The organism is Acinetobacter bohemicus ANC 3994 (assembly GCF_000367925.1).
Taxonomy (GTDB): domain Bacteria; phylum Pseudomonadota; class Gammaproteobacteria; order Pseudomonadales; family Moraxellaceae; genus Acinetobacter; species Acinetobacter bohemicus.
This window is the reverse complement of the sequence record NZ_KB849175.1, coordinates 25,409-47,693: the sequence shown is the minus strand read 5'-3', so window position 1 is coordinate 47,693 and position 22,285 is coordinate 25,409. Positions and strand designations below refer to the sequence as shown.

Annotated in this window: 22 protein-coding genes and 4 tRNA genes; 16 read left to right on the top strand and 10 right to left on the bottom strand. The window is 40.2% G+C overall.

Translation table 11 applies throughout. The annotated features are described in order from the left end of the window. The first annotated feature begins 53 nt into the window (after positions 1 to 53). Together F994_RS17890 and F994_RS17885 are read left to right on the top strand one after the other, a co-directional pair. The gene (locus F994_RS17890; protein WP_004650461.1) at positions 54 to 443 is read left to right on the top strand and encodes an alpha/beta fold hydrolase; all 390 of its coding nucleotides are present in this window, start codon (positions 54 to 56) and stop codon (positions 441 to 443) included. Further along, positions 395 to 844 (top strand): alpha/beta fold hydrolase, encoded by a 450-nt coding sequence (locus F994_RS17885; protein ID WP_004650460.1) that lies wholly within the window; start codon positions 395 to 397, stop codon positions 842 to 844. The genes F994_RS17890 and F994_RS17885 overlap by 49 nt, the downstream gene beginning before the upstream one ends. Positions 845 to 890: 46 nt before the next feature. Here F994_RS17885 and F994_RS10630 read toward each other — a convergent pair whose 3' ends face one another. Beyond that, on the bottom strand, positions 891 to 2,063 hold the full coding sequence (locus F994_RS10630; protein ID WP_004650459.1) for an acyl-CoA dehydrogenase family protein: 1,173 nt from the start codon (positions 2,061 to 2,063) through the stop codon (positions 891 to 893). A 188-nt stretch (positions 2,064 to 2,251) separates the two neighbouring features. Between F994_RS10630 and F994_RS10625 the strand changes: the two genes are divergently transcribed. The 5 genes from F994_RS10625 to F994_RS10605 all read left to right on the top strand — a co-directional run bounded on the left by F994_RS10625 (position 2,252) and on the right by F994_RS10605 (position 7,499). Continuing rightward, positions 2,252 to 2,509 (top strand): FAD assembly factor SdhE, encoded by a 258-nt coding sequence (locus F994_RS10625; RefSeq protein WP_004650457.1) that lies wholly within the window; start codon positions 2,252 to 2,254, stop codon positions 2,507 to 2,509. Then, positions 2,502 to 2,888: a hypothetical protein gene (locus F994_RS10620; RefSeq protein WP_004650456.1), complete on the top strand. Its 387-nt coding sequence runs from the start codon at positions 2,502 to 2,504 to the stop codon at positions 2,886 to 2,888. Before F994_RS10625 ends, F994_RS10620 begins: the two co-directional genes overlap by 8 nt. Positions 2,889 to 3,405: 517 nt before the next feature. Continuing rightward, a complete protein-coding gene (locus tag F994_RS10615; protein ID WP_004650454.1) occupies positions 3,406 to 4,458 on the top strand; it encodes a hypothetical protein in 1,053 nt (350 codons plus the stop codon). 90 nt (positions 4,459 to 4,548) lie between these two features. Beyond that, complete coding sequence (rrtA, locus tag F994_RS10610; protein ID WP_034697071.1) at positions 4,549 to 5,130, top strand: rhombosortase; 582 nt, start codon at positions 4,549 to 4,551, stop codon at positions 5,128 to 5,130. A gap of 170 nt (positions 5,131 to 5,300) precedes the next feature. After that, complete coding sequence (locus F994_RS10605) at positions 5,301 to 7,499, top strand: TRAP transporter large permease subunit (protein WP_004650452.1); 2,199 nt, start codon at positions 5,301 to 5,303, stop codon at positions 7,497 to 7,499. A 357-nt stretch (positions 7,500 to 7,856) separates the two neighbouring features. Here F994_RS10605 and F994_RS10600 read toward each other — a convergent pair whose 3' ends face one another. From F994_RS10600 to rnr, 6 genes are all read right to left on the bottom strand, one after another. Further along, complete coding sequence (locus tag F994_RS10600; protein ID WP_004650450.1) at positions 7,857 to 8,291, bottom strand: hypothetical protein; 435 nt, start codon at positions 8,289 to 8,291, stop codon at positions 7,857 to 7,859. A gap of 10 nt (positions 8,292 to 8,301) precedes the next feature. Next, the gene (locus F994_RS10595) at positions 8,302 to 8,514 is read right to left on the bottom strand and encodes a YheV family putative zinc ribbon protein (protein ID WP_171065342.1); all 213 of its coding nucleotides are present in this window, start codon (positions 8,512 to 8,514) and stop codon (positions 8,302 to 8,304) included. Between the two features lie 41 nt (positions 8,515 to 8,555). Then, complete coding sequence (locus F994_RS10590; RefSeq protein ID WP_004650448.1) at positions 8,556 to 10,613, bottom strand: M3 family metallopeptidase; 2,058 nt, start codon at positions 10,611 to 10,613, stop codon at positions 8,556 to 8,558. A gap of 48 nt (positions 10,614 to 10,661) precedes the next feature. Next, positions 10,662 to 10,883 (bottom strand): HNH endonuclease, encoded by a 222-nt coding sequence (locus F994_RS18035; RefSeq protein ID WP_212749472.1) that lies wholly within the window; start codon positions 10,881 to 10,883, stop codon positions 10,662 to 10,664. 3 nt (positions 10,884 to 10,886) lie between these two features. After that, complete coding sequence (locus F994_RS17720) at positions 10,887 to 11,231, bottom strand: hypothetical protein (protein ID WP_004650447.1); 345 nt, start codon at positions 11,229 to 11,231, stop codon at positions 10,887 to 10,889. 172 nt (positions 11,232 to 11,403) lie between these two features. Next, a complete protein-coding gene (gene rnr / locus F994_RS10580) occupies positions 11,404 to 13,842 on the bottom strand; it encodes a ribonuclease R (protein WP_212749473.1) in 2,439 nt (812 codons plus the stop codon). Positions 13,843 to 14,106: 264 nt separating this feature from the next. Here rnr and F994_RS10575 point away from each other — a divergent pair. From F994_RS10575 to F994_RS10545, 7 genes are all read left to right on the top strand, one after another. After that, a tRNA-Ser gene (locus F994_RS10575) sits at positions 14,107 to 14,198 on the top strand. Positions 14,199 to 14,213: 15 nt separating this feature from the next. Next, positions 14,214 to 14,290, top strand: a tRNA-Arg gene (locus tag F994_RS10570). Positions 14,291 to 14,338: 48 nt separating this feature from the next. Next, positions 14,339 to 14,415 (top strand) — tRNA-Arg (locus F994_RS10565). Between the two features lie 141 nt (positions 14,416 to 14,556). After that, complete coding sequence (locus tag F994_RS10560; RefSeq protein WP_004650444.1) at positions 14,557 to 15,165, top strand: dihydrofolate reductase family protein; 609 nt, start codon at positions 14,557 to 14,559, stop codon at positions 15,163 to 15,165. A gap of 248 nt (positions 15,166 to 15,413) precedes the next feature. Continuing rightward, positions 15,414 to 15,490: transfer RNA gene (locus F994_RS10555), tRNA-Arg, on the top strand. Between the two features lie 271 nt (positions 15,491 to 15,761). Continuing rightward, entirely contained in the window at positions 15,762 to 16,259 is a 498-nt protein-coding gene (locus F994_RS10550; RefSeq protein WP_004650443.1) for a YcxB family protein, read from the top strand. A gap of 40 nt (positions 16,260 to 16,299) precedes the next feature. Then, positions 16,300 to 16,938, top strand: coding sequence for a fumarylacetoacetate hydrolase family protein (locus F994_RS10545; RefSeq protein WP_004650442.1), 639 nt, complete (start codon positions 16,300 to 16,302; stop codon positions 16,936 to 16,938). A gap of 412 nt (positions 16,939 to 17,350) precedes the next feature. Here F994_RS10545 and F994_RS16995 read toward each other — a convergent pair whose 3' ends face one another. After that, positions 17,351 to 18,136, bottom strand: a complete 786-nt coding sequence (locus F994_RS16995; RefSeq protein ID WP_004650441.1) for a tetratricopeptide repeat protein — start codon at positions 18,134 to 18,136, stop codon at positions 17,351 to 17,353. 87 nt (positions 18,137 to 18,223) lie between these two features. Then, complete coding sequence (locus tag F994_RS10535; RefSeq protein WP_407636544.1) at positions 18,224 to 19,024, bottom strand: helix-turn-helix domain-containing protein; 801 nt, start codon at positions 19,022 to 19,024, stop codon at positions 18,224 to 18,226. A gap of 106 nt (positions 19,025 to 19,130) precedes the next feature. On the opposite strand from F994_RS10535, the gene F994_RS10530 reads away from it, so the two are divergent. Further along, positions 19,131 to 20,051 carry a DMT family transporter gene (locus tag F994_RS10530; protein WP_004650438.1) on the top strand — a complete coding sequence of 307 codons (921 nt, stop codon included), beginning with the start codon at positions 19,131 to 19,133 and terminating at the stop codon, positions 20,049 to 20,051. After that, positions 20,044 to 20,937, top strand: a complete 894-nt coding sequence (gene yddG / locus F994_RS10525; RefSeq protein ID WP_004650437.1) for an aromatic amino acid DMT transporter YddG — start codon at positions 20,044 to 20,046, stop codon at positions 20,935 to 20,937. Before F994_RS10530 ends, yddG begins: the two co-directional genes overlap by 8 nt. Before the next feature lie 92 nt (positions 20,938 to 21,029). Here yddG and F994_RS10520 read toward each other — a convergent pair whose 3' ends face one another. After that, positions 21,030 to 22,277 (bottom strand): YihY family inner membrane protein, encoded by a 1,248-nt coding sequence (locus tag F994_RS10520; RefSeq protein WP_004650436.1) that lies wholly within the window; start codon positions 22,275 to 22,277, stop codon positions 21,030 to 21,032. Positions 22,278 to 22,285: the final 8 nt, after the last annotated feature.

The following is a 22,285-nucleotide window of genomic DNA, read 5'->3' as shown; positions in this document are numbered from 1 at the left end:
GTTTCTTATATTGCTCTTTATGATAAAAAGTGAAGAGGATCAGAGAATATTGCATGGATACGAAAGAATTATATTTAGAAATACCTCAAGGTCAAATATATGTTAAGCGCTGGATAGTAGATCAAAAAAATAGCTTTAAGAATGCTCCGATTATTTTATTTCATGAATCCTTAGGCAGTGTTGAACTGTGGCGTGATTTTCCAGAGCAATTGGCTTTAGCAACTCAACGGGATGTGATTGCGTATGATCGTATCGGTTTCGGTAAGTCATCTGTACAAGTGCATTCATTAGAGTTGAACTTTATTGAGCAAGAAGTGCAAGACACTTTTTCATTTTTATTTGATGCACTGGGTATAAAAAATTTGTTGCGATGGGGCATAGTGTCGGTGGGGGAATGGCGGCAGTTTGTGCTGCATTGTATCCATTTAATTGTATCGCATTGATCACTGAGTCAGCTCAAGCCATGGTTGAAGAGGTTACTTTAGCGGAGATTAGAAAAGCAAAAGTAAATTTTAAAAATGAGAAATTTTTTAATCGCTTGGCTAAATATCATGCTGATAAAACACAATGGGTATTGGATGCATGGACTGAAACTTGGTTGAATCCTGCTTTTGCAGCTTGGAGTTTGGATCGCTATTTAGCTCAAGTATGTTGTCCTGTACTGAGTATTCATGGTGAGCAAGATGAATATGCGACTTTGGCACAACCCCAACGTATTGTTGAACGGGTACAAGGGCCAGCCGAACTGTGTATTATTCCAGAGTGTCAACATTTTCCACATCAAGAAAAATTAGAGCAAGTATTACAAGTGATTAAACAGTTTTTGGCGAATATCAAAAATTAAAAAAAGGAGCTTAAGCTCCTTTGATCTTTTAGTTAAAGGGAATTGGTTAAAGCGAACGTGAGATTAATTCTTTCATAATTTCATTGGTTCCGGCATAGATACGATTTGCACGGTTATCGATATAGGCCCGTGCAATCGGATATTCCAGCATATAGCCATAGCCGCCATGTAATTGTAGGCATTCATCGACCACTTTAGAAAACATCTCAGAAATTTTATATTTTGCAGCAGCGGCAGCATCAATAGCGAGGTTCTCTTCTAACTGTAATTCCATACAGCGGTCTAAATAGGCACGGCAAAAGTCAATTTCGGTGCGTAGTTCGGCCAGTTTAAAGCGCGTGTTCTGGAAACTCGCAACCGATTTACCAAAGGCTTTACGGTCTTTGGTATATTGCACGGTATGTGCAAATGCAGCTTCTGCGCCTGCTTGACAGATAATCGCAACCAATATGCGTTCCCATGCCAATTCTTTCATCAGCATCATAAAACCCATGCCTTCCATGCCGAGTAAGTTTTCTTTAGGCACGCGAACATTGTCAAAGAACAATTCACAGGTATCTTGTCCTTTCATGCCAATTTTATTGAGGGGTTTTCCTTTACTAAAACCTGCTCGATCTGCTTCAACTATAAGCAAGGATAAATTGGCTGAACCTTTGTCACTACTGCCCGTTTTACACACCACAATGGCCATATCGCATAAGTAGCCATTGGTAATAAAAATTTTAGAGCCATTAATGACATAATCATCACCCTCTAAAACAGCCGTGGTTCGAACCGCTTGCAAATCTGAACCTGTACCCGGCTCGGTCATGGCGATCGCTGTTACGGTTTCACCTGAGGCCATTTTTGGTAGCCAATGCTTTTTTTGTGCTTCATTGCCAAAGTTATTGAGATAGTTGGCGACAATGTCTGAATGTAAGGAAAAACCAGTGGATGAATCCATTGCGTAGGCTTGTTCTTCAATCAAAATCATGCTGTAAAGTCGGTCAACGCCTGAGCCGCCATAGGCTTCAGGCATGGTTGCACAGAGCAATCCCATCGCACCCGCTTTATGCCATAAATCACGATCTACATGTTGTTGTTGTTCATATTTTTCAATGTTGGGAACCACTTCTTTTTCATAGAATTTGCGTACGGTTTCACGGAATGCTTCATGTTCTGCTGTGAATAAATTGCGTGGCAACATATTGGCTATTGGTCGAATCGCACCTGATTGCATTTTTATTGTATCCATCTACACGGTTATTGTTCTATAGAAAGTAGAAGATAGTGGCTGAGGTGACAATGTGATGAATGCTCAAATATTTGGATCAGATGATGAATTTGGTCAATTGCAGGAAATGGCTCGAAACATGCGTTAATGATAGGGTAAACTAGCAAAAATTTGCACTGCATTGGGGGAAGATTATGAGTGAAGAAATGAGCTTGGAAGAGCGCAAAGTGATTTATCGTGCGCGTCGTGGTTTAAAAGAAATTGATGTTTATTTTGATCCATACGTCAAACAATATTATTTGAATGCGGATGCAGCAGAAAAAGAAGCTTTTGCTGAACTGGTTGCGCAAGAAGATCCTGATTTACTCGATTGGTTTATGGAAGTCTCGGAACCACCACGCCCTGAAATGAAAGCGCTAATTGTGAAATTGAAACATTACGTTCATGGCTAATCGATCTTTTCAGCTGAAACGCAGCCGCTTAGCCTTTGTATTTCAGCTGATTATTTTTACCCTTTTAATCCTGCTTTTACAGCAACTCTTATCGCCATGGCTATGGGTACTTTGTATTTTATTGGCTGTGATTGGCTATGCTTATGGTTTAAAAGTGCCGCAACCGATTTTTTTTGAGCATTTAGATGCACGAGAATGGTCACTTTCAAGGGCTCAGTCTGAGCAAATTCAACGCGTTTCGGTGAGTCATATCATTGATCATCAGTTGTATATTGTGGTTTATTTTCAGCATTTTCGAGCAAAACCGTTACTGATTTGGATGGATCAACTGCCGCGACAACAGTGGAAAGCCTTAAAAAAATTGGCGAAACTGATTTAATTGTTAGACAATTTAATCTGTATAAAAATACATTAAAATATTAATAATCAATTATATAAGTATTAAATCATCCACTATGTAAGACAGCTTTGATATAAAAATCGCCATTATTTCAATTGTTAGACAATTTCTCCGCTTAATTTTTGACGCTAACTGTACATTAAATAGACCAACAGCAAATGAGGAAATCATCATGGTGATTCCAACTTGGATGTTTCTGGTGATCGCGATTGTTTTGGCAATTGTTATTGGACGACTCGGAACAGTGCTGAAGGATCAGTTTGTAAAACATGAAAGCCAATAGGCTTTTACCACTTGATAGGTAGCATGTGTCGAACCGTCGCAATGCTACTTTTTTTTGCCCAAATTTTTTAACTTCATTGAATACAGTCAATTTTTTGCACTTCATTTCATGGCAAAGTATCAAATTAAATTAGAGTAAATGCTCTTTTATTCAGATTTCGCATCTGATATGTTTAGTTATATGGACATAAACACAATTATAGAGGACAGGAAAATGTCGAAAGTCCAAAAAATATGCCAAGGTATGGCAATTATTACAGTTGCAAGTTCTTTATTATCAGGTTGTTCTCAAGTGGTTAAAACAGGGGCGAATGTCGCACTGGGCTTTAGCGAAAAGCATATTGTACCGCCTATTTTAGCCATGGATGATGCCGATATGGCGTGTAATTCAGGCAATGCTTTAACCCCAGCCATTATGGCAACCAAAGATATGGGCGCAGACCCAACCCGTGTTGCGGTACTTTTATATGCTTCATCTGGAATTTGTGCAGAAAATCAGGCGCTTGAGTCAGAATTGCGCTATTTACGTGCCTCTAAAGCAGGTCAAGTCTCAGAAGCGCAAGATGCCCGTATAGAACAAAAACGCTGGGCGGCGATTGCTGCACAGCGTCAATATGCCGGTTATCAACTTTTTGAAAATCGTTGGGAAGCGAAATATAACAAAAAATTGGGTGAAGAATGCCCGAAAATGAAAAGTGATTTGGATCAAACCGTTTACTTAATGGGCATGATTAGTGGTTTACAAGCCATGACCAATGACATTAATTCAGGTGGTGCAGTCAATGTTCCCAAAGATATTGCGGCAGTGGTTGAACGTGGTATGGCATGCTTAGACAATGCAAAATTCTGGGGAGCACCCAATGCTACGCGCGCAGTGATTTGGACGTTGTTGCCGGGTGCTGGTGAGGGTAAACCCGATCCTTACCAAACCTTAAAAGAGTCAGTTCAATTGGGCGAACAAAAAGGGGTGCGTTTATCGCATGCTTTGTATGCCGTGGCTGCTCAAGCCAGTGGTGATGATGCCAAAATCCGTGATGCATTAAAAACCTTTGCTGTTTCACGTTCAGAAGAAAAACCAGTCAACCCACAATTTAAGCTCGTAGATAGCATGGCGAAAAATATGGTACAGGCTATTTCTGACCGTTATTGGACAGAACATACCGGTATCCGTACGGGTGATGATGGTATGCAACGTTTTTGGGATGATAAAGACAATAGCGCAGAATTAGATGAATTATTTAGCGAAAATGACGGTGCTAAATCCTAAATTTGATTCAATCCACATAGGGTTGTAAGTGGTTTGAATGAATCGTTTAAATTTCTTATTGAAGCATTTTAAAGTAGGGGGGGCATGTCAATGAAAGATCCATTTCTCATGCGGAAAATTGTTTTTATTGCAATTGCGGTGTCATTTTCGGCATGCCTTCAAGTTTTTTCAGATGCATTTATTTACTGGCAAGCAGACTTATTGCACCAGTTTTGGCGTTTGTGGACAGCACATTGGGTTCATGTCGGGTGGATTCATTATGTTTTGAACATGCTGGCTTTTGCCTGTTTACCCTTTATTTTTCCACGGGTAAAAGTTTGGCATTTTGTCGCTTTACTGCTGTTGCTACCCCCTTTGATTAGTCTCAGTTTTTATTATGGCTTTCCGGAAATTGAAGCGTATGCAGGCTTATCTGGGGTTTTGCATGGTGCTTATGCCGCGGTTGCGAGCGTGCATGTATTAGATAAGAAAGAACGTAATTTCGCGGCATTGGTCTTGTTTCTTCTTTTGGCCAAATTGATTTGGGAAAATACCATGGGTAGTGTCGGGACAGCAGAACTGATTGGTAGTCCCGTATTGGTTGAAGCACATTTACTGGGTGTTATTTGGGGAGTAGTGATCGCAATCATTTATATTTTATGGCTTTATTTTTATAGATGGCAAACAGATTGACATTTAAAACATAAAAGAAAATGCATATTGTCATTTTTATTCCGACCAAATTGATGCAGATTCGTACACAACAATAAATAGATTGAGTAGAGAAAGGATATTTTCTATTCAAAAGGACATTGGCATTACTGAACCGATTGTAATGACCAAAATAAAAAATAGGAATACACATGCAAAATGATGAAAACAACAGATCAGGATTGGGTCTGTTACGTTATATATGGACAGAGTGGATTTCGACTTTTGTCATTCTGATGTTACTTTTATTGACGCTCATTATTGGCACGGGCGAGATGATTCATGGTCAGTTGTTACGTGTGGGGGAGCGTTTGTATGGCAATGAACAAATTGGCATGCAATATTCTTTTTTACGTGCAGAGCCAGTGAAGCCGAGTTGTGATCGCCATCCGGATATCGATGCTCAAGTACAACAGCAAATGAAAGCCAATGCGAATGATGAGTTTGCCGATATTTTTGGCACCACATCAGCAGCAGATGTTCGTGCTTCAGTCTTGGCAGGTCAGCAACAGTGCGAAGAAAAGTATATGTTTTATGACAAAGCAATAAAACATATGGATGATCATCCAACTTTACGAAGCTATCGCACGCTTGAAACGTCGTTCTTTGGTGTTTTTAAATTTGGTACAGAAAACCGCGTTATCATTTTATTGTTGATGGTGGTGGTGGCTGCAATTACCGCTTCGGTGAAATTTCATCACATTGGTTTACGTGCTCCGACCAGCAAACTGGATTATCGTGTGTATGCGCTGTTTATGGTGCTGGGCAATGGTTTTCTCTCTGCATCTGTACTGAGCCAATATCATTCGATTATCAATTCAGGGGTGACCTCGACCTATGAAACCTTGGTGGTTTACTGGTTGTGGATTTTCCTATTTGTGACCTTGACCTTAATCAGTTTACTTCAGTTCTTTAAACCACCTGCTGTCAAACAGGAAGAGAAAGGCAATTTGGGCTTAGCACTGCTGAGTGTGCCTTTATATGCTTACATGGCATTGGTTACAGGAATTGCCTTTACCTTTGTGATGGATTATCCAATGGGGCAAGGGATTTATCTTGGAATTTTGGTTGAATTCTCCGGTATTTTCTTAAATCTTGCGTTGTTTATTTGGGCCGGTATGTTATTGACCCAAACCCGTGTTATGGATTTATTCCTTGGAATTTTGCGTCCTTGGAACCTTGCACCAGAAACTCTGACTTGGTTGATTTTAATTGCCGCAGCTATTCCAACCGCATATACCGGTGCTTCAGGGATTTTTGTTGTCGCTGCTGGTGCCATTATTTATAAGGAAGTTTGGAACTCGGGTTCTCGTCGTCAATATGCCTTAGCGGTATCAGCAATGTCTGGTTCACTCGGTGTAGTGATTCGACCATGTTTACTGGTGATTCTGATTTCGATGCTCGATAGTCGTCATGTGACTTCTGATGAGCTTTTTGATCATGGTATTTATGTCTTCTGGCTAACCGCATTTATCTTCCTTGGAGTATCGTTATATCTTGCAGAAACGCGTTTTCGGGTGAATTCTCCAAAAGTTGCTGTACCGGGTATGTTGAAAGCGATTATTCCGGTGATTCCTTATATCGTGATTACGATTGTTGTGATTTCTTTCTATAAGTATGGTCTAGATACCAAGATGGATGAATTCACTGCACCCGTGATTCTACCGATTATTTTGCTTGCTTATATGATGTTTGATAAATGGTGGGGCGATCGTTTTGCCACGCCACCAGATCGACATGCTGCCTTAACCTTGGAACATGAAAAACAGTCGACCTTTATGCGTGAACATACGGCGCATGCAGGCGAAAAATCGCGAGGTTTTGGTCATTCACTGTGGTTTGCTTCGGCAGAAACGGTTGGACATATTGGTGCATTAATTATCTTAATGGCATTGTCAGCAAGCGTGGGTGGTTTAATTGAACGTAGTGAAGTGGTTGAGTTATTACCGACACATTTAGGCAATATCTATATTTCACTCGCATTTATTGCTTTGTTATTGGCGATTATTGGCATGACCACCGATCCATTTGGAGCAGTGATTTTAGTTGCAGCTACCATTGCGCCGGTGGCATATGAAAATGGTATTCATCCGATTCATTTCTGGATGATTGTATTGGTTGCATTTGAATTAGGTTATGTCACGCCACCAGTCGCTTTGAATCATTTGCTCACGCGGATGTCTGTTGGGGATGAAGAGGTGAGGGCTGCGGATGCTGAAGCTAAAGTAAAATATACCAAGTTTTACTATCGCTATGAGCGTTGGTTACTCCCGATTATGGTGTTATTCCCATCTTTATTAATCGTCACCTATGCACCGTATATTTTCAAACTTTTTAATTGGTATCACTAATTTTATAAGCGCATAAGAAAAAGCACCTTCGGGTGCTTTTTTTGATTTGATCTGTTAAAGCATTGGAAGCATCGAAATGAAGATGTCGAGAAGGTAGGAATAAAAGACAGTTTTTTAGTTTAAAATTTGATGCACTTATTGAATATGGGCGGTTGGAAAATAAACAAACTGACAAAATGGCGGAACAGAGAGTTTTTTCTTTATCAACGAGATGAGATCCACTTGACTACCGCATAGGGTGATGTGAATAAAATTCTAATATTGGTTTTATTGCTTCTGACATCTGCTGAACTATATGGGTAAATTCAGCAGATGAATCACTATGGCTGAGCCTTTGAGAAAAGATAAAGCCATGCTTCAATTTGAGTTGGATTTTTTCAGCTGAGCTTCAAGTAATTTAATTTGTTCTTCTTTGAGTGCAATTAAGTCATCAGCATCGGTGTGTTGTGTTTTGAGCATGCTTTCTTGCTCATTCAATTGGCTTTGAATATCGTCAAGTTTAGCCACTTCTTCTTTGAGCAATGATTCATTTTCTGGAACAGGTGCTTTTAGAATCTTTTCATCGACCAATTGAATGGTCTTTTCATCTATGACTGGCTCTGCTTCAGTCGATTTGACTTCAGTAGCAGCCGGTTTTGCTGGCGTTTCTAAGCTGATTGCTTCATGTTCAGGAATTGCTTTGCTCGAGGTTGAAAAAAACCATTGATATGCCAAAAAAAGCACAATGATTGCAACTAAGCCCCCAATAATGCCCAATAAAAGTGTTGGGCTATTTCTTTGATCTAACGTCATTTATAAACCTTTATGATTTTGGTTGACGAGGTTTGAATTGAATGACACCGATTTCATCCGCAACTTCCGGTATTTGTGGTTCGTCGACCTGCGTTGGTCGATTTTCGCTATAACCACACTCGATACATTCAATCCATTCATCGTCACCAGAGCTAAGCATGACTATTCGATCTAACGCTTCACATTTGGGACATTTTGCACCTGCGATGAAACGACGTTTAATAGCCATCTGACTTACCTTCTGATCAATCTAAGGTGCTTAGTTTAAGTGTTTTTAGAGGCATTCGTCCAACCTTGATGGCGTAATAAAGCATCTATTTTTGGCTCACGTCCACGGAAATTGATAAACGCATCAAGCGCTGTATCTTTTCCGCCAACTGCTAGAATAAATTGACGGAACTCTTTTCCAGTTTGCGTATTAAAAACGCCCTCTTTTTCAAAACGGTCAAAGGCATCGCTGGCTAAAACCTCAGCCCATTTATACGAGTAATAACCTGCGGCATAACCACCGGCAAAAATATGGCTAAAACTATGCTGAAAACGGTTGTAGCTTGCTGTCGGTGCAACGGCATATTTTTGACGAATATCATCCAATGTGGCTTGCACTTGTGCGGCAGTTAAAGCTGGATTGTGCTTGTGAATAGATAAATCAAATAAGGCAAATTCAATTTGACGCAGGGTTTGCATGCCTGATTGGAAGAAACGTGCATCTAGCAAAGCTTTCAGTAAGTTTTGCGGTAAATGTTGTTTGGTTTCGATGTGTTCACTGAGTAAATCTAAACTTTCATGATCCCAAGTCCAAAATTCCATAAATTGACTTGGTAGCTCCACTGCATCCCAGTCGACACCGTGTGTACCCGCCACCGCAATATGATCTACTTCGGTCAGCATATGATGCAAGCCATGACCAAATTCATGGAATAAGGTATTCACTTCATCGTGAGAGAGCAGTGCAGGTTGATCACCCACAGCAGGCGTGAAGTTACAGACCATATAGCAAATGGGTTTTTGTATGCCATTTTCAGTTTGCATACGTGAGCGGAAGCCACTCATCCATGCGCCACCACGTTTGCCACTACGTGCATACAGGTCAAAGTAAAAACCACCCACCACCGTACCTTGATCTTCTAGTTCAAAGTAATGTGCATCGGGATGCCAAACAGGCGCTTCACGCTGCACGATATTGATCCCGTATAAACGATTTACAATACTGAATAAACCTTGCAGAATTTTGGGTGCAGGAAAGTAGGGTTTTAATGATTCTTGGGATAAATTAAATTGTTGAACCTTCAGCTTTTCAGAATAGTAACCTGTATCCCAAGGTTGTAAATCGAGAATATTATCTTGTTGTGCAATCGCTTTGAGTTCGGCAATTTCTCTTTCCGCAGGCGCACGGGCATGTTCTGCAAGTTCAACCAAAAATTGATCGACCGTTGCGACATCGGGTGCCATTTTGCTGGCCAGTGAGAGTTCGGCATAGTTGTTGAAACCCAGAAGCTGCGCCATTTCTTGACGTAGGCTTAGGATTTCTTCCATGACCTGGGTGTTGTCAAATTCAGTCTGTTCAGATTGATCTGATGCGCGTGTGGTGTAGGCTTTATACAGCTCTTCACGCAAGGCACGGTCAGCTGCATAGGTCATAATGGCAAGATAAGAGGGAATATCTAAAGTGGCTACGGCTTGGTCAAGTTCACGTTGCTGACCATATTGTTTAAGTAGGTCGACGCTGCTTTGTGGTAAACCTTTGAGTTGATCTTCAGTCAGTGGTTTAAAGTAAGCTTGCGTGGCATCCAGAACATGGTTGGAAAAATCAGAAGAAAGCTGTGACAAACGTGCAGAAATTTCTGCAAAACGTTTTTTCGCTTCCCCCTCTAAAGCAACGCCTGATAGTTTGAAGTCGCGCAGTGCCAATTTAATTGCACTTTGCTGTGCAGCAGGCAGGGTGCTAAATAGTGAAGCATCATGCACATGTTGATAGCTTTGATACAATGCCGTATGTTGACCAAGCGTTGTATAGTATTCGCTTAGACTGGGTAAAAGTGACTGATAGAGTTCGCGGGTTTCGGCATTGTTCATGACTGCATTGAGGTGTGAAAGTACTCCCCAAGCTTCACTCATATTATTTTCGAGAGTGTCTACTTGTTTGAGTACCGCCAGTTGTGCTTGAGCACTTTCAGGGACTTCGGTTAAATCTGCTAAAAATTTTTGCCCTTGCTGAATGGCTTGTTCAATTTGTTTTTTTAAATCGGCAAGTTGAATTTGATCAAATTGTGGAACCGGCAAAGTCGCCTTTTCTAAAGTCATTTCTATACGCCATTTCATTTATAAACTTAGTAGTAGATGTAGGGCTTGTGAGCAGGGAAATCAAGGCTAATGATATTGTTTTATGATTTCTTTTAGTTTATCGATAGAAAGTGCTGGTGTTGTACGATGTATCATTGCATGACAATTTGCACAAAGTGGAATTAGATCTTTAATGGGATCGACTTGATAGTTTTTTCGAATTTTCGATATAGGGATAATATGATGGACATGTATATAGTTTTGACCAATTACGCCATAAGTTTTATAGAAATCAAAACCACAGCACAAACATCATGTTCCATAAAATTCTAAGCATTGTTTTCTTGCAATAGGATTGCGCTCAAAAGCATTGACGATAATGGTTTTAAGATTACCCTCTAACAATGGGCTCATTTCTTGAGTAGAAATATTTTCTTCTAAAGGGAATGAATAAATACTTTTATAAACGGTGATTTCTCTTTTACCTACTTTCTCTCGTTCTTGTTTATATTTATTTTGCCAATCTTTCGAAATAACACTTTTTTTAGTCAATTCCGCAGAAAACCAATCAACTAAATTTCCAGAGACGTTGATCAAATCGTGATTTTTATAACTAGTCGCAATATTTTTGATTAAATCTGTAAATTTCTCAATCAATTGAGTTGCAATCTGATCTCGATGAATAGAATCTTGGATGAGTAAAGCATCATCGATGATTTGTCCGATGATAATAAAAATTTCAGTTTTTTTTAAATGCAGGCATATTTTAATCCTTAAAAATAAAAGCCGTTCAAAAAAAAAGAGAGCCGAAGCTCTCTTTATTTCAGAATTAATCCTGCTTTATTTTAGCATTGGATTTTTTCTTTTTTGGCTTAGATTTTTTCTTCACTTTGTCTTTATCTTTGGCTTTTACATCAGATTTTGCCGAAGGCTTTTTATCTGACTTTTTCGCAACAGACGGTGATTTAGTTTTTGGCTTTTTCTTACGAATCGGCTGTTCGCCATCTTCACTGACTACGGCTTTAGCGCGTGGCGTGAAAACTTCTTCTTTAGATTCACGCGCAGGTTTTGCCGCAACACGAGGAGCACGGCTACGAATCGCACGACCGGCATGGGTCATTTGTTGCAACAATTCAAAGTCAATCTTACGATCATCTAGGTTCACTGCTGCAACTTTAATTTTGACTTCATCGCCAAGACTAAAGCTTTGACCACGACCACGGCCAACGAGGCTTTGACTGGCTTGATCATAAACAAAGAAGTCATCGCCTAATTGGCTGACGTGAATCATGCCATCGACATAGAGATCTTTGAGTGTCACGAATAAACCAAACTCAGCCACGGCACTAATGATACCAATGAATTCTTCACCTAAATGCTGCTGCATATAGTGACATTTTAACCATGTGGTTACAGAGCGAGAAGCTTCATCGGCACGACGTTCGGTTTGCGAGAAATGTTCACCCGCATCATCTAAAGCGGCTCCTGAAAGTGGAGATGGCTTTTGTTTTAAATGGGCTTTAATGGCACGGTGCAACAACAAGTCTGGGTAACGACGAATGGGTGAAGTGAAGTGGGTATAGGCATCATAGGCCAAACCAAAATGTCCAGCATTGTTTGCGCCGTAGTAGGCTTGCATCATGGAACGTAATAACACGGCATGAATACTTGGCGCATCAATACGCTCTTTGGTCGCTTCAATGACGGCTTGATAATCTTTTTGTGTTGGCTGTTCAGGGAAGGGCAAACCTAACAATTTCACATACTCACGAACTTTCTGAATACGTGAAAATTCAGGTGGCTCATGCACACGGTATAACATCGGAATGTCATTTTCTAAGGCGTATTCTGCTGCGGCAACATTGGCCAGCAACATACATTCTTCAATTAGCTTATGCGCTTCATTGCGTGAACGTGGCAAAATTTCTTTAATGCCGCCAAGCTCATCAAAGGTCATATAGGTTTCGACGGTTTCAAATTCCATCGCATGACGCTGCGCACGTAAACCTTTAAGTACTTGATAAAGCTGGAACAAGGTATTAATGGATTTACGCACGTCGCGATCTTCAGGGATCGCTGCACTGTCACCATCAAAATATTGTGCAACTTGCGTATAGGTTAAACGTGCTTTGGAATGCATCACCGATGGATAGAATTTAAATCCAGTCACTTTACCTGCACGCGATAAATTCAGATCACACACCATACAAAGGCGGTCGACATGCGGATTGAGTGAACATAATCCGTTAGACAGCGCTTCAGGCAACATCGGTAAAACAAAGTGTGGGAAATATACCGAGGTTCCACGTTCTCTTGCTTCATCATCAAGAGGTTTGTCAGGACGCACATAATGACTCACGTCAGCAATGGCAACCACGACACGATAACCACCGCCCGGACGTTTTTCTGCATAAACTGCATCATCAAAGTCACGCGCATCTTCACCATCAATGGTGACCAGTGCTAAATCACGTAAATCGATGCGACCTTCACGGTCTTGTGCATTGGGTTCTTTAAAGTGTTCTGCATCACGGATCACTTCTTCTGGAAATTCATACGGCAAACCAAATTCTAAAATGGTTTGCGGAATAATAATTTCAGTATCCGCTTTGTCCGCCATAGATTGCACAATGTGCCCAGTCGGTAATTCTTCACGCGTTGGGTAGTCATCAATTGCGACACGAACAGAGTCGCCGACTTTAACCTGAGCATGTTCAATCAGTTCTTTTTCTAAGGTAATCGGTTGGTGGGCATTTGGATTTGCAGGTTGAATAAAGTATTCACCATCGTAAATCGCCACTTTACCAATAATCTGTTTGACACGATGTTGCACGACTTCAGTAATAAAACCCCAAGGTTTACCTTTGCGGTCAACAGAAGTTTGACGCACTTTTACGCGGTCACCATTAAACACCAAACGCAGTTCACGTTCAGGCAATACAATATCATCATGATCGGCAATGTTGACTGAGCCTAAACCTTTTGAGTTGATATAGACCGTGCCTTCATGCGTCGGTTGGTTGGTTGCGAGCTGGAATTTAAATCCATCTTTCATCAACTGACCATCGCGCACCATGGCACTTAAACGGTGACTGAGTGCTTCTATGCTTCGTTCATCTGCAATATTGAAGTGTTCCACTAAATCTGAATGAGACTGTGGTGCTTGTAATTTTTCAATCGTTTCTGAAATTAGAATACGGCTTGGAATAGGATTGTCATAACGCTCAGCTTCAGCTTTAGCTTCAGGATCGACCCAATTTTTCATAATGTCTTTGGCTTCATGTCAGAAGATAGGATTAGCATAAGTCATGCAGCGTGATACTGCACGTAAATGATTGCAATATTGTGTTTTTAGATCGGATTTTAGCGTGCCGCCAAATATTTCACAGGCATAGCGACTAAAAAATTGCCGGAAAGGGCAGTAAAAAGGGCTAAATTGTTCAAAAAATAGATGATTGATTAAAAAAACAAGAATTTTTTCAAATGTGACTTGAAGAAGTAGGCTTTAGTTTGTATTATGGCGGCTCGTTACGGTGAGGTGGCCGAGTGGCTGAAGGTACTCCCCTGCTAAGGGAGCGTGGGTCTTAAAGCCCACCGAGGGTTCGAATCCCTCCCTCACCGCCACGAATAACTTGAAATGCGCTCATAGCTCAGCTGGATAGAGCACTTGGCTACGAACTAAGGGGTCGGGAGTTCGAATCTCTCTGAGCGCACCAATCAAGTTAAACGTAAATGTAACGAATGCTGAAAAGCAACTCAAGTACGCGCTCATAGCTCAGCTGGATAGAGCACTTGGCTACGAACTAAGGGGTCGGGAGTTCGAATCTCTCTGAGCGCACCAACTTGAACACATCGAGAGATGTAAAATCGGAAGAAACCGCACATGTTGCGGTTTTTTTGTGTCTGAAATTTATAGAATTGAAAGAAATTGAATGATAAAAATAAGCACTCAGCTACAGAATAAATAAAATGAAGACAGGGTATGAGAAAAATAATTGTTCAGGAATTTATTACTTTAGATGGTGTTATTCAAGCACCAGGCGGACCAGAGGAAGATCAATCAGGCGACTTTAAGTATGGTGGCTGGATTGCTCCTTATTTTGCTGATGCAGACGACGTGGTCGATAGGATCATGCAAAAATGGATGCAGTCCACAGATATTCTTTTGGGAAAAAACACATTTAAGATTTGGGAGCCTTTTTGGCCAAAGCATGCTGAGATGTGGACGGGAATCAATGATGTCACTAAGTATGTCATGTCGAATAGCTTAGATCACTCGGACTGGAAAAATTCTGTCTTTTTAAAAAATGTTGATGCTGTGAAAAAGCTCAAAGCTTCAGAAGGTGGCGATATCAAAGTTCATGGCAGTGCCAATATGGCACAGACACTTTTTAAACATGATTTGGTTGATGAACTGTGTTTGATGACTTTTCCTATTGTCCTTGGTACAGGAAAACGTTTATTTGCTGAGGGTTTAATGCCCAGAGCTTTTGAATTAATGGAGAGCTTAGTCACCTCAAGTGGTGTGGTATTTACCTATTACAAGCGGGTGGGAGACGTGCAAACTGGTACGGTGGGGGTAAATGATTAAAATCATGGTTGGATGGAATGAGTTTTGATCTGGTTAAATCATGACAAGAGGCATGTGTTTGGTTGGTTTGAATCAGCATCAGCATCGATATTGACCATGGATGCGGTGAAGAAGGGGGTAGCTATTTTTGTTTAAAAAATAGCTTAAAAATCAAATTTCGTCCAATAACTGTTCACTTGGTTCGCTATTTGTTAAAAAGCACTTAACAGATCAATAAAAATGCGTATAATGCAGCACATCAAGACGTCGCGCTCATAGCTCAGCTGGATAGAGCACTTGGCTACGAACTAAGGGGTCGGGAGTTCGAATCTCTCTGAGCGCACCAACTTGAACACATCGAGAGATGTAAAATTGAAAGAAGCCGCACATGTTGCGGTTTTTTTGTGTCTGTCATATGGCTCAAGCTTCAATTTAAGTTATCTAAAAAATCATGCTTTTCAATCACACTTATCGTCTCGCTATTTTCTACAATCTCTGATGATTCATTCCAAAGTGTGTCTACAACGCTGCCTTGAAAACTTTGCGTCCAGTATGAAGAAACGGACAAATCTGGTGTAATATCTAGCGCAATTGTTGTAATAATTTGATGATGAATTATGTCTGAAACCCAGCCTGCTGTATCGGTACGTTATTTTTTAAACCTAGAAGAATCACAAGATGGTTTTGCCCTTGCAACCTTTGGTAAAAAGCAAATTACACGTTTTATTACTCCATTGGTAAGTATCGGGGTCATTATTTGGGGCTTTATGCTCGGTTTTACTGGGGTTGGACGTTACTATGTTGCGCTCGGGATCTTTTTTCTGGTGATGCAACTGGTGATGCGTTACTGGTTTTTACCCATGATGTTTAAACGTCAATTTGTTAAATATCAGTTTGGTAAAAGTGAACAGGGCATCGAATTATTTCAAGATCATGCGGAAATTTATGCCAATGGCCGCAAGCAAATTTTCAACTACAATGAAGTGCAAAACTTTGCCATAGGTAAGTTGACCTATATGATTGAATTAAAAAATCGTACGGTGGTGATTGTGCCTAAGCGTGCTTTTGAGCAGTCTGCGGATCAGAGCGTATTTGAAAATACATTTAAAAAGTAAAGTTTAAAACAATGTCATAGATAAATAAAAAGGGAAGCTTATGAGTACACGTCCATCTAAAATTGTCTGTGTCGGTCGTAGCTATGCAGACCATGCCGAAGAATTAGGCAATGCTATTCCTGATTATCCAGTGCTCTTTATGAAGCCACCGAGTAGCCTATCAAGTTTAGAGAAAGGGATTAGTTGGAATCCTGCATGGGGCAATTGCCATCATGAGTGTGAATTGACCTTACGGATTGATAAAACCTTAACGGCAGAAACGGATCCAGCCAAAGCTTTAGCAGCGGTGGGTGCGGTTACTTTGGGTTTAGACTTAACTTTACGTGATTTACAAGATGACTTGAAAAAGAAAGGTCAGCCTTGGGAACGTGCCAAAGCTTTTGATGGTTCCTGTGTATTGGCCGATTGGGTGGATGTTGCTGAAGTTAAAGACTGGAAGCATGTACATTATACTTTGCATGTTAATGATGAGCTGCGTCAGATAGGCGATACGGCATTGCTGATTTTTGATATCGCTACTTTGCTTGCTGATATTAGTCGGGTCTTTACCTTAGAGCCGGGTGATGTGGTGATGACAGGGACTCCAGCAGGTGTGGCTGCGTTAAAGGCGGGCGATCAGTTGAGCATGACTTTACAAGGACAAACCCAAGATTTTGTCTGGACCACTTTTGTGAAATAAGTTTTTCAACTTCTGAAAAGGCTGCCTGTGAGCAGTAATGCCAGTCAGTTAAGAAATTGACTGGCTTTTTATTTTTTTAATTCATGATGTTATTCGATACGCGGAAACGTCATCCGCAACTGTTCGAGGCAAAACTATTTTAAAAAAGTAAGGTTTCTGTGATTAATTAATCAATAAAAGGTATTTGACGAGTTTTGCGGTGAGGCACACTGTGCCGCAAGATGCCTTTCTTGCGAACTCAAAATATATTTTGAGGATTCTCATTTGGGCTTATCCAAAGTAATAGATGAGCTCCAAGTATATGATTTAAAAACATAAGACTCCGTCGTGAATAACTAAAAAGCTAAGGGCTTTATTTTTAAAACCCTTAACTGACTGGCATTAGCCTGTGAGCAGCTTTTTTTATGTCCAATTATTCTTCATGTTGAGAATCAGCAGGAGCTTCATTCGGTTGTAAAGGGCCTGTGTTTTGCCACTCTTCATAGGTGTCTGCCATTCGTTGATAATCTGCATCGCCGAGAGCACCTGCTTTGACATACCACTGTCTAGCCATGTTTCCATCACGAACGTCATAGTGATAATAATGCGCCATTTTCATGGCGGCATCGGTATCTTTACCCTTTTCTGCGGCATAAGTTAAATATTCCCTTGCTTTTTCATTACTGGATTGTTCAATCTCACTAAAATAATGCTGATTGCCAAGGGCTTTAATGGCTAACACATTATTTTGCTTGGCCGCTTTTTCATACCAGATTTGAGCTTGGTGTGAGTCTTTGATTAAGCCTTTACCTGTATCATACATCCAGCCTACAGTGTATTGTGCACTGGGATCATGGGTTTTTTTTGCGACATCTAAAATCCAATGTGCCAGAAAAATATTGCCTTTATTTTGCATGTCGTGAATGACTTGTACCGCTGTTTCATTGCCATTGTAGGCTTGCTCCATAAGCCAAGAAAATGCTTGAGTATTGGCCTGTTGAGCAGCTTTGCTATACCAGTTGACACTTTCTTGAATATTTTTTTCAGTACCTATTCCTGCAAAATAGAAGTCAGCAACTTTCATTTGTGCAATAGCATCGCCTTTTTTTGCAGAGATTAAAGCAGTTTTGAATGTGCGTTGTTCAGGTGAGCTGCATGCAGTTAATAAACTGAGAGATATGCACAGGCTAAGGATGGTATTTTTATAATAGTTTTTCATGCGAATGGCTAATTTTTGAGTTGTGAATTTATCATACAAAAGCAAATTTTCTAGTCAATAATAAACTGATTTTAAATTAATTTTTATTTATAAGTGATGGTGGGATTTCCTGAATTGATCGGGCGTACATTGCATCCAACGCTTAAACATATTAATAAATGCTGAGGCATTGGCATAACCTAAATCTAAAGCAATACTTTCTACAGTTTTTCCCTGATCTAACATCGACATCGCTTTGGTGACTTTTAAGCGTTGTCGCCACTCATTTAAAGAGATTCCCAATTCTTTTTGACTGTAACGTGCCAAAGTTCGCTCCGTCATATTCACGCCTTGGGCAAGTTGTTCTAAGGTGCTGTTATCCGACGGATGTTGATGCAAATAATCAAGAATTTGTTTTAAAACAGGGTGATCGGAATGGGGTAAATAACTTCCCACGAGGGTGGCATGATGCAACTGATCCAGCAAAACGTGTAATAGACGTAAATGTTTAGGATCATCTTTATCTTGTGGATGTTGTTTAAGATGTTGTAATAGCGCAGAGACTAAAGGCGAGGTCAGTAAGATTCCTGCTTGTTTCGGCATTTCTGTACATAGGTTTTCATGAATATAGAGTGTACCGTGTGAAACTGCGGTGCGATTTAAACCACTATGTTCTAAATGTGGCGGTAACCAGATGCCATAAGGCGGAGGGGGAATATAATCAATTTGATCAATATTAATTTCCATCACCCCATGAAAAGCATAGATAAACTCGCCCCAAGCGTGTCCATGTGCAGGATAAATAGATTGCGCTGGTGCATGGCGAAACTGAATCCATAACGGGGCAGAAATTTGATTATTGGTGACAAGTTTTTCTAAGGACTGTTCATTCAGTTGTCTTTTTTTCATCATAAATTCGAATGCCTGAATAAGAAGATCTTTTGTCTACTTTGAATTATATATTTAAAATATGACAGGTCTATAGTGTGCTGATCTTTTAAAATGAGTCAGGATTGTGGGCGAGAGGAAAGGACTCGATGCACGTGCATCCGGTTTAATGATTGTATTGTGTATTGTTTGGGGGTTACAGCAAGTGGTACTCAAAATTGCTGCGGCGGATATTTCTCCCATCATGCAAATTGCTATTCGTTCGGGGCTTTCCGCAGTGCTGGTTTTTCCACTGATTCAATTGCAACAAGGTACTCATCTTTATTCGAAAGCCTATTTATGGCCGGGAGTCTGGTTGGCTTTTTTATTTTCTGCTGAGTTTTTATTGGTTGCACAAGCTCTGACTTTAACTTCGGCTTCACATACCGTGGTTTTACTTTATACAGCCCCTATTTTTGTGGCTTTAGGTTTGCATTGGAAATTGCCGTCTGAGCGTTTATCTCAGGTTCAATGGTCTGGAATTTTGATTGCTTTTGTGGGTATTGTAACGACATTTATTGGCCGAGAAAATTTGCTTGAACAAGGGCTTGGTCAAGTCCTGTGGGGTGATTTATTGGCATTGCTGGCGGGTATCATGTGGGCATTAACGACAATTTCATTACGCCTAAGCAAATTAAATGAAGCCCATCCCACCCAAACCTTGTTTTACCAATTGTTGGGTGGTTTTGTCTTTTTATTTCCTCTGGCTTTTCTATTGGGGCAAGCGGAAATTCATTGGACTTATATTGCGATTGGTAGTTTGGTTTTTCATACCCTGATCATGTCCTTTATGAGTTTGATGTTGTGGTTTTGGTTGTTACGTAACTACTTAGCCAGCCATTTGGGAGTCTTTTCTTTTTTGACGCCCATTTTTGGTCTGCTTTTTGGGGTTTTATTGTTAAATGAAACTATTGAGCCTAATTTTATTTTCGGAACAATATTGGTGATGGTCGGGGTGTTGGTGGTAAGTATGCAGGATTGGATTAAAAGAAAATTACACTATGTTTAAGTCAAGCAACTCAGCCACATTAATCGGTTTGTCTTCTATTTTAATTTGGGCAAGCTTGGTTGCTGTGGTCAAGCTGATTAGTGAATCTTTAACGCCTATTTCGGCTATTGCACTGATTTATAGTTTTAGTGCGCTGTGTATTTTAGTACTCAATGGGCTGCCTCGTTTTCAACAGATGTCTAAAGTCTATGTGTGGGGCTGTGGCATCTTATTTGTTAGTTATGAAATTTTATTTTTGCTTTCGATTGCTTTGTCACACAATCACGATCAAGTACTTATTATTGCAATGATTAATTATTTGTGGCCGCCATTAACCATTGTATTTGCAATACTGGCAAAGCAGCTACGTTATCATGGTACGGTCATTGGGGGATTTGTCCTTTCTGTTTTGGGTTTATTGTTGGTGGTCAATCCAGATATTTTAGACTTAGCTCAATTGATGCATATTTTGCAGCAGAACCCAATTGCCTATTTTTTTGCATTTTTAGGCGCATTGCTGTGGCCCTGTTATAGCGTATTGACTAAAAAATATGCCCAAGGGCAAAATGCCGTCCCGCTATTTTTCATGGTGACTGCACTGGCTTTGTGGGGAATTCATTTTGTGGTGAATGAGCCTTTTATTGTTCCTCAATTTAAGATGTGGTTAGTCATTGCAGTTACTGGTGGTTTGGTGGGAATTGCTTATAGTAATTGGAATCAAAGTTTACAGTTTGGCAATATCAAACTGCTCATTCTTGCGACTTACTTTATTCCAGTTTTATCTTCTTTGATGTCGATGCTGATTTTGGATACACGACCACAAATGAGTTTTTGGATCGGAACGCTTTTGGTGACTTTGGGTGCAATCATTTGTTGGAAAAGTACCTCAGAAATACCATCAGAATAACTATCCTTTGCCCTGTGAAAAAGGTGCGAGAAATAGTCATTCTGATTTACCTGAGGTGTTTCTGTTTAATCCATTAATGAGATGATTCTACTTTATTTTTCTTCCAAAATTTTAGACAGGGGAATCGCTAATTTTGCAGAAAGGTAATCATCGGCTTCAATCAGTGCAGGCCCTAGTTTTTGCATCCACTCATCGTCAGGATGGATATTGCCTACATCTTGACGTCGTGGCAGTGGATAAGGTAATTGCGTATAGAAATGCCAGAAATCCACTTGCGTTAAATTACGCACTAAAACAAATTCATTATTGTCGGTGCGTTTGACCAAGTTCTGTTGTTCTAGCATCAACACATAAGAAGGCCAACGTCCAATTTCGCCACGTCCTAAGACCTCCAGTGCTTCCTCATCAGACAGACTTTCGCCAACCTGTTGCTTTTTATAAAACAGTTCTAGCAAGTCCAAAAGCAGAATTACAGGATGGCGTTTTTGTAGTTTACTGGAATGAAAAGCCGTTAGCGCGTAACTGATTTCGACACCCAATAACACGATATTCCATGACAAGAAAATCCATAACAGGAAAATAGGCACTGCGGCAAAAGCACCATAAATAATTTCATAACTGGTGAAATTGGACATAATAAAGCCAAATAAATGCTTTAATAATTCAAACACCACCGCACTAAAAGTTCCTGCAATTAATGCAGCTTTAATCGGAACGCTGCGATTTGGAATGGTCCAATTTAAAATGAAAAAACCCAGTATGGTGAGTGCAAAAGAAATGCACCAAAAGATCAATGAACCATCGACCTCATAACCGGTAAAATTATTGCTCAGTACATTCAGCGATGCCACGGCAGATGAAATGACAAATGCACTGCCAAGTAAAATTGGGCCAAGTGAAATAATGGTCCAATAACGCATAAAGCCAATAATACCGCCACGCGTTTCTCGAACACGCCAAATACGGTTAAAGACCGTTTCGATACTGGTCAGCATCATCACTGTGGTAATAAACAGAAATAAAATACCAATGACCGTTAAGTTGCTGGATTTATCGGTGAAGGCATTAAAAGCCTTGTCAAAAGCAATGGTGGTTTTAGGTAGGAAATTGCTATAAATCAGTTGTTGTAATTGTTGTCTGGCTGGCTCTAGCGCTTTAATGGAAGAAATGATGACCAAGAAAACAGTCAGCATGGGTACAACAGCAAAGAGGGTGGTATAGGTTAAAGATCCTGCTTGTTCACGGCAACGATCTGCTTCAAAACGTCGTATGACAAATAAAACAAACTGAAACCATGTCTCGTCATAAAAGCGGAGTTTTTTTAAATACTTTTCTAACATAAGTATAA

Bases quoted from the DNA above. Each gene is read 5' to 3' on its own strand.
- F994_RS17890 (WP_004650461.1), top strand. From the start codon at position 54: ATGGATACGAAAGAATTATATTTAGAAATACCTCAAGGTCAAATATAT.
- F994_RS17885 (WP_004650460.1), top strand. From the start codon at position 395: ATGGCGGCAGTTTGTGCTGCATTGTATCCATTTAATTGTATCGCATTG.
- F994_RS10630 (WP_004650459.1), bottom strand. From the start codon at position 2,063: ATGCAATCAGGTGCGATTCGACCAATAGCCAATATGTTGCCACGCAAT.
- F994_RS10625 (WP_004650457.1), top strand. From the start codon at position 2,252: ATGAGTGAAGAAATGAGCTTGGAAGAGCGCAAAGTGATTTATCGTGCG.
- F994_RS10620 (WP_004650456.1), top strand. From the start codon at position 2,502: ATGGCTAATCGATCTTTTCAGCTGAAACGCAGCCGCTTAGCCTTTGTA.
- F994_RS10615 (WP_004650454.1), top strand. From the start codon at position 3,406: ATGTCGAAAGTCCAAAAAATATGCCAAGGTATGGCAATTATTACAGTT.
- rrtA (WP_034697071.1), top strand. From the start codon at position 4,549: ATGAAAGATCCATTTCTCATGCGGAAAATTGTTTTTATTGCAATTGCG.
- F994_RS10605 (WP_004650452.1), top strand. From the start codon at position 5,301: ATGCAAAATGATGAAAACAACAGATCAGGATTGGGTCTGTTACGTTAT.
- F994_RS10600 (WP_004650450.1), bottom strand. From the start codon at position 8,291: ATGACGTTAGATCAAAGAAATAGCCCAACACTTTTATTGGGCATTATT.
- F994_RS10590 (WP_004650448.1), bottom strand. From the start codon at position 10,613: ATGAAATGGCGTATAGAAATGACTTTAGAAAAGGCGACTTTGCCGGTT.
- F994_RS10560 (WP_004650444.1), top strand. From the start codon at position 14,557: ATGAGAAAAATAATTGTTCAGGAATTTATTACTTTAGATGGTGTTATT.
- F994_RS10550 (WP_004650443.1), top strand. From the start codon at position 15,762: ATGTCTGAAACCCAGCCTGCTGTATCGGTACGTTATTTTTTAAACCTA.
- F994_RS10545 (WP_004650442.1), top strand. From the start codon at position 16,300: ATGAGTACACGTCCATCTAAAATTGTCTGTGTCGGTCGTAGCTATGCA.
- F994_RS16995 (WP_004650441.1), bottom strand. From the start codon at position 18,136: ATGAAAAACTATTATAAAAATACCATCCTTAGCCTGTGCATATCTCTC.
- F994_RS10535 (WP_407636544.1), bottom strand. From the start codon at position 19,024: ATGAAAAAAAGACAACTGAATGAACAGTCCTTAGAAAAACTTGTCACC.
- yddG (WP_004650437.1), top strand. From the start codon at position 20,044: ATGTTTAAGTCAAGCAACTCAGCCACATTAATCGGTTTGTCTTCTATT.
- F994_RS10520 (WP_004650436.1), bottom strand. From the start codon at position 22,277: ATGTTAGAAAAGTATTTAAAAAAACTCCGCTTTTATGACGAGACATGG.